This is a genomic window from Accumulibacter sp., assembly GCF_016789985.1.
In the GTDB taxonomy this organism is placed as follows: Bacteria; Pseudomonadota; Gammaproteobacteria; order Burkholderiales; family Rhodocyclaceae; genus Accumulibacter.
Genome location: NZ_JAEUOL010000245.1, coordinates 1 through 6,328, shown reverse-complemented (window position 1 = coordinate 6,328; position 6,328 = coordinate 1). Strand labels below are relative to the sequence as shown.

8 protein-coding genes are annotated in these 6,328 nt (G+C 63.3%); 5 read left to right on the top strand and 3 right to left on the bottom strand.

Annotation, left to right across the window (positions count from 1 at the left end; translation table 11 throughout):
* Positions 1 to 131 precede the first annotated feature (131 nt).
* From JNK99_RS14045 to JNK99_RS14035, 3 genes are read right to left on the bottom strand one after another with little or no spacing between them, the layout of a single operon-like run.
* Positions 132 to 1,550, bottom strand: coding sequence for a sensor histidine kinase (locus JNK99_RS14045; protein ID WP_291854156.1), 1,419 nt, complete (start codon positions 1,548 to 1,550; stop codon positions 132 to 134).
* Positions 1,547 to 2,209: a response regulator transcription factor gene (locus JNK99_RS14040; RefSeq protein ID WP_291854154.1), complete on the bottom strand. Its 663-nt coding sequence runs from the start codon at positions 2,207 to 2,209 to the stop codon at positions 1,547 to 1,549. The genes JNK99_RS14045 and JNK99_RS14040 overlap by 4 nt, the downstream gene beginning before the upstream one ends.
* Complete coding sequence (locus tag JNK99_RS14035) at positions 2,209 to 2,577, bottom strand: PepSY domain-containing protein (protein WP_291854152.1); 369 nt, start codon at positions 2,575 to 2,577, stop codon at positions 2,209 to 2,211. The genes JNK99_RS14040 and JNK99_RS14035 overlap by 1 nt, the downstream gene beginning before the upstream one ends.
* Before the next feature lie 100 nt (positions 2,578 to 2,677).
* On the opposite strand from JNK99_RS14035, the gene JNK99_RS14030 reads away from it, so the two are divergent.
* The 5 genes from JNK99_RS14030 to JNK99_RS14010 all read left to right on the top strand — a co-directional run bounded on the left by JNK99_RS14030 (position 2,678) and on the right by JNK99_RS14010 (position 6,150).
* The gene (locus JNK99_RS14030; protein ID WP_291854150.1) at positions 2,678 to 3,178 is read left to right on the top strand and encodes a DUF1924 domain-containing protein; all 501 of its coding nucleotides are present in this window, start codon (positions 2,678 to 2,680) and stop codon (positions 3,176 to 3,178) included.
* Positions 3,179 to 3,204: 26 nt separating this feature from the next.
* Complete coding sequence (locus JNK99_RS14025; RefSeq protein WP_291854148.1) at positions 3,205 to 3,696, top strand: diheme cytochrome c; 492 nt, start codon at positions 3,205 to 3,207, stop codon at positions 3,694 to 3,696.
* Between the two features lie 163 nt (positions 3,697 to 3,859).
* The gene (locus JNK99_RS14020) at positions 3,860 to 4,258 is read left to right on the top strand and encodes a PepSY domain-containing protein (protein WP_291854146.1); all 399 of its coding nucleotides are present in this window, start codon (positions 3,860 to 3,862) and stop codon (positions 4,256 to 4,258) included.
* A 30-nt stretch (positions 4,259 to 4,288) separates the two neighbouring features.
* The gene (locus JNK99_RS14015) at positions 4,289 to 5,605 is read left to right on the top strand and encodes a ferric reductase-like transmembrane domain-containing protein (RefSeq protein ID WP_291854145.1); all 1,317 of its coding nucleotides are present in this window, start codon (positions 4,289 to 4,291) and stop codon (positions 5,603 to 5,605) included.
* A gap of 53 nt (positions 5,606 to 5,658) precedes the next feature.
* Complete coding sequence (locus tag JNK99_RS14010; RefSeq protein WP_291854143.1) at positions 5,659 to 6,150, top strand: hypothetical protein; 492 nt, start codon at positions 5,659 to 5,661, stop codon at positions 6,148 to 6,150.
* Positions 6,151 to 6,328 lie beyond the last annotated feature (178 nt).

Here is a 6,328-nt window from a genome sequence, read left to right as displayed (position 1 = left end):
GCCCTCTCTCCGCAACCCGCTTCACCGCCTCCGCCCGAAATTCCGGCGTGTACAACCCCGTCGGCATCCTTGTCATTTCCATCTTCCGTTTCCATTCATTTTACGAAACGTTGGACTCCACTTTTTTCAGCCTACCTCAGTGGCGCTGGCAGCGTCAGTGCTGAGCGCATTCCGCCCAGTGGCGAACCTTCCAGCGTTAGCTCTCCGCCGTACAGTCGGGCCAGATCGTCGACGATAGCGAGCCCGAGACCTGATCCCGGCACCTGCTCGTCGGCGCGAACGCCGCGCTGGATGACGGCATCCCGCTGCTCGGCAGCCAGCCCGGCGCCGTCGTCGTCAATGAAGATGTGGAGCTTGCCGCCTTCAGTACCGGCGCTGACATCGATCCGCTGGGCGGCCCATTTGCAGGCATTGTCGAGCAGGTTGCCGAGCATTTCCTGCAGGTCGTGCGCATCGCCGCGAAAGGCCAGCGTCTCCGGCATTGGCACTACCCGCAATTCAAGCGCACGCTCGGCATGGATGCGCTGCATGGCACGCACCAGTCCGTCGATCACCGGCAGCAAGGGGGTGCGCGTGCCGGGCATGCGGGTCGTGGCGGCGGCTTGGGCGCGGGTCAGATGGTAGTCGACCTGCTTGCGTGCGGTGCCGACCTGATCGATCACCAGCCGGGCCAGTTCGTTCTGCTGCGGGCTGGCCGAAATGTTCGCATTGGCGGCATTGGCCAGCACGGAGAGCGACGTCTTCAGCGCGTGCGCCAGGTTGCCGGCCTGCGTGCGTGCGCGCTCGACCACCTCGGCGTTCTGCGCCAGCACGGTGTTGAACTCATCGACCAGCGGCATGATCTCGGCCGGAAAATCGCCATCAAGCTGCGGCGTTTCGCCGCTGCGCACCTTGCCCAGTGCGGCATGCAGCTTGCGCAAGGGCGCCAGCCCGACGAAGACCTGTACCAGTGCGGCAACGACCAGGCCGATGCCGAGCACGCCCAGCGCCAGCCACAGCGCGCCGCTGAAACGGGCGACAGGCGCGGACATCAGTGCTTCGTCGGCCGCCGCGATCAGGCGGAAGCTGCGGGGCTTGCCGTCCGGCGTGTCGTCGATGCGCACGCTGCGCTCGATCATGCCGAGCACCTTCCCTTTCGGTCCGACGATGCGGTGCTGGTGGATCTCGCCGTTGACGGGGGTGTCCGGCGGTGCCGTCAGCACGTCATCCCACAGCGAACGCGAGCGCAGCAGGCCGCTGGCTGCCGGGGCACTGTCCCTGATCTCGTCGACTTGCCAGTAGCAGCCGGAATAGGGGTGGCTCAGGCGCGGGTCACTCAAGGGCAGGGCGAGCATCGGTCGACCTTTTTCGTCGAGCGTCAGCTGTGCCGTGAGCTGATCGAGATGCGTTTTCAGCTCAGCGAGGAACTGGGCTTCGACGTGCCGCTGGAAGAGGTTGCCCAAGCCCCAGCCGGCAGCGATGATCGAAGCGGCAATCCAGAACAGGGTGCCGGCGAGCAGGCGCAGGCGTAGCGATCGTCGCAGCGAACCGTGCGAAGCGAGGTGTTTCATTGCAGCGTGGTCAGCCGGTAGCCAAGGCCGCGCACGGTCTCGATCAGCCCCGGTGGCAGCTTCTTGCGCAACCGGGCGATGAAGACCTCGACGGTATTCGAGTCGCGGTCGAAATCCTGCGCGTAGATGTGTTCGACCAGATCGCTGCGCGAGATGACTTCGTCGCGATGGTGCATCAGGTAGGCGAGCACGCGATATTCGTGGCTGGTCAGGGTCAGCGACTGGCCATCGACCGTGGCACGGCTGTTTCGGGTGTCCAGCGTCAGCGGACCGCAGCTAATTTCTGCACTGGCGTGGCCGACGGTACGGCGGATCAGCGCGCGCAGGCGGGCCAGCAGTTCTTCCATGTGGAAGGGCTTGGTAAGGTAGTCGTCGGCGCCGGCGTCGATACCGGCTACCTTCTCGTGCCAGCCGTCGCGCGCGGTGAGGATCAGCACCGGCATCGTGCGTCCGCTTGCGCGCCATTTGCGCAGCACGGTGATGCCATCCATCTGCGGCAGGCCGAGGTCTAGCACCACGGCATCGTAGGGCTCGGTGTCGCCCAGGTAATGCCCGTCGATGCCGTTGCCGGCGGTATCCACGGCGTAGGCGGCAGCGCCAAGCCCTTCGGCCAGTTGTGCCTGCAGGGTCGGTTCGTCTTCAACAATCAGGATGCGCATCAGCTGCCCCCGCCGACACTGCCACTGCGGGGTTGGTCAAGTTGTTCCCGTTCATGTTCCGGTCCGCTGCGTTCCCTCTTGCCGATGATTGCACCGGTGCGCGCATCGACCTTGAGCTTGGCCAGCGCGCCGCCGCTGCGCAGCAGCTTGATCTTGTAGACCCAGCGTTCGGGGCTGCCCTTGTCTTCGTGTTCGCGCTCCAGTTCAACATCGATCACCTGTCCCGGATGCTGGCGTTCCACCCGTTCGAGGATGGTGCGCAATGGCAGCACCTCGCCGGCTTCCAGCGCCTGCCGGGCGCGGTCATGGTCACGCTCGCTGTCTGCCATGCCGGCACCGCTGCCGAATGTCAGCAGCAGGATACACAAGGCACCGACCGCCTTGCGGCAACGGTGGCCTGAAGCTCGATTTGCAGTCGGGTTCTGTTTCAGCATGCCCAATTTATAGTCCTGACTTGATGAACGCAGGATGAACGGGGGATTCACCTTCCGTTCAGTTCCCACGCCGCATAGTACGCCTCACACCGACCCCGAAGAGGAGTACGCCATGAACCGAAAACTGACCGCCATCTCGCTTGCCACCATGCTTGCGCTGAGTTCTTCCGGCGCCAGCATGGCCGGGCCGCGCGAGGATCAGCTGGACAAGTATGCCAGCGCCGCCAAGGCAGCCAACCCCGCATTCTCCGGATTTTCCGCCGCCGGCGGCAAGACGCTGCACACCCAGACCTTCGCCGGAGGCAAGGCCGATACGCCGACCTGTACTTCGTGCCATGGCAACGACACCCGTGACCCCGGCCGCAACCCCGCCGGCAAGGCCATCGAGCCGATGGCGCTGTCGGCTTCGCCCGCACGCTACACCGACCCGGCTAAAGTCGAGAAATGGTTCAAGCGCAACTGCAACGAAGTGCTGGGGCGTGAATGTACGCCGCTGGAAAAGGGTGACTGGCTGAGTTTCATGATCAGCCAGTAAGCCAGCCAATACTCAAGGAGCCGAACATGAGAATCCCGACCCGCCCGCTTGCTCTCGGCCTGCTCGCCGTTGCCTTCTCCGCACTGATCCTCGCCCGGGCACAGGCCGGCGGCAGCCACTATTTCCCGCCCGTCGCCGACCCAGTGGTCAAGGAAGAATGCGGCAGCTGCCACCTCGCCTTTGCCCCCTCCATGCTGCCGGCCAGTTCATGGCAACGGATGATGGGCAACCTGAAGAACCACTTTGGTGATGATGCTTCGCTGGACCCCGCCTTGGCCGCGAAGATCACCGAGTATCTGGTCAACAACGCCGCCGACACCGCTGGCCGGCGCTACAGCGACAAGCTGCTGCGTGGCGTATCGGCAATGAATGCGCCACTGCGCATCACCGAACTGCCGAAATGGGTGAAGGAGCACCGCAAGGTGCCGGACTGGGAGTGGAAGCACAAGGATGTGCGCACCAAAGCCAACTGCGCCGCCTGCCACACCGATGCCGAGCGTGGCTATTACGAAGACTGATGAATGAGGCTTGAGCTGCTTTCTGAACGACAGATGAACAGGTGCTTCAGCTCGCATTCAGAGAGCGACCTGCATCATTACTGCATGGTCTGCAGCCTGGCTGCGACAAACGGAGGGTTCCATCATGCGTAAGCAAACAATTTCGAACACAATGTTTTCACTGGTGCTGGGTGCCGGCCTGCTTGCCGGCGGTTTCGCGCTGGCGCCGTCCTTCGCCGAGGAAAGCCGAACGGCCCCGGCAGCCGATCGTCAATGGCTGTCGATCGGACAAGTGCACCAGAAGCTGGAAGCCGCCGGCTTCCGTAATGTCGAAAAGATCGAACGCGAACACGGCGTTTATGAAGCGCGGGCCACCGATCGCAATGGCGTGCGGGTCAAGCTACACATTAATCCGCAGACCGGGGAAGTTACTGAGCGCAGTGAGCGCCGCACGCGCGAGCGGGAGGGCACATCTGGCGAAGGCCGTCAGCGCGAAGGCAGTGCTTCAGTCGAATGTAACAAGCGCCGTTGCCGCGACGACATGTCGCAGAGCCCTGTTTCTTCACAGCCGGCAGCGAAGTAAGCCGCCTTGAACTTTTTCGAGCACGATGCCATGAAAACCCTGTTTGCCGGTCTGTTCGCCCTGATCGCCGCCGTCTGGGGCTGGGATGTGTTCAACACCAGCTTTCCCGTCAGTGCGCATCCGCTATGGATCGCCCGTCAGGAAGCGCTCTACCTGAGCGGCCTGCTGTCGATTGCGCTGATGTCGCTGGCGATGTTGCTGGCCACGCGCCCGGCGTGGCTGGAAGCGCCGCTCGGTGGCATGGACCGCATCTACCGCACGCACAAGTGGGCCGGCATTCTCGCCATCACCTTCGCCGCGCTGCACTGGCTGATCGAGATGGGTGGCGACATCCTAAAATCGAGCATCGGCCGCGAAGGCCGTCTGCCCAAGGAAAAATACCCCGGCCTGCTGGAAATCATGCGCGATCTGGCTAAGGACATGGGCGAGTGGGCCATCTATGCCGTACTGGCCATGCTGGTGATCACGCTGTGGAAAAAATTCCCCTACCGTTCCTGGCGTTTCCTGCACCGTGCCATGCCGGTGCTCTACCTGATGCTCGCCTTCCACGCAGTGTTGCTGTCGCCCAGAGATTACTGGGCGCAGCCGGCAGGCTGGCTGCTCGCGGCGCTGCTGGTGGCCGGTGTATATGGTGCCATCCGTTCGCTGCTCGGAGGCATCGGCCGCGCCCATGAGGCAAGCGGCCAGATCATTGCCGTCGAGCACCCGGCACACGACATCACCTGTGTGCGCTGCCGGCTCGATCGCGGCTGGCGCGGACATCGTCCCGGCCAGTTCGCCTTCGTCACTTTCGATCATAAGGAGGGGGCGCACCCCTTCACCATCGCCAGTGCCGATCAAGGCGATCAGGTCATCAGCTTCCAGATCAAAGCTCTGGGCGACTACACCAATAGCCTCGCCGTTCGCCTGCAGCCGGGGCAAAAGGTGCGCGTGGAAGGGCCGTACGGCCGCTTCGACCTGGCCCGCTGTAACCCGCGGGCCCGGCAGATTTGGATCGCCGGCGGCATCGGCGTCACGCCTTTCCTCGCTTGGCTGGAGTCGCTGCAGGCCGACCCGGACAAGGCGCCGGTGGCCGAGCTGCACTACTGCACCCGCGATCAGGTGACCGATGCCTTTGTGCCGCGTCTCGAAAGCCTGTGCGCACAGTTGCCCAGGATTCGTCTGCATATCCACGGTGGGCGGCAGGGCGCGGCCCTGCAGGCCGCGGCGCTGGGCGAAGCCAAGGGCGCCGAAATCTGGTTCTGCGGCCCCAGCGGTCTGGCCGAAGCGCTGCGCAACGGGTTGCGAGCCATGGGTGGCATGGGCCGCCAGCCACGCTTCCATCAGGAAGCCTTCGAGATGCGGTAACAAAACTTAGCCGGCAGTCCGCCGGTGTTCTTAAACCACAAGGAGATGGAAGAATGAAGCAAACCAGACTGCTGCTGTTGAGCGCCCTCTGCATGGCCGTTGCCGGCACCTCACTCGCCGCCACGACCCACGCTGGGCATGAGCACAAGCATGAACAGAGCACAGCAGCAAAAGCCCTGCAACTCAATGACGGCAAGAAATGGGAAACCGACGCAGCGCTGCGCCAAGCTATGTCCAACATCCGTCAGGAAATGTCCGGTGCGCTGCAGGAGATTCACGAGAACCGCCTGTCAGCCAAAGGCTACGGCAAGCTGGCGCAGAAGGTGGAAGCCGAGGTCGGCAACATCGTCGCCAACTGCAAGCTGGGCACGCAGGCTGACGAGCAGTTGCACATCGTCATCGCCGAACTGGTGGATGGCGCCGAGCGCATGGCCGGTAAAATAGACGGCAGCAAGCGCCAGAAAGGTGGGGTTCTGGTGCTTGGTGCACTAGAGAAGTACGCGACATACTTTGACGATCCCGGCTTCAAGCCCATCCAGTACTAGGGGCTGTTCTCATTCACGCGGACGCTCAAATGACAGATGAATCGCCCCGGGATTTGAGGAGGCTCTAACCTTTGAGAAGAGGGAGCCATGAAGAAGTCAAACAAGTTTTCCCCCGAAGTCCGCGCGCGTGCTGTTCGCATGGTGCAAGAGCCTCGTGGTGAGTACCCATCGTTGTGGG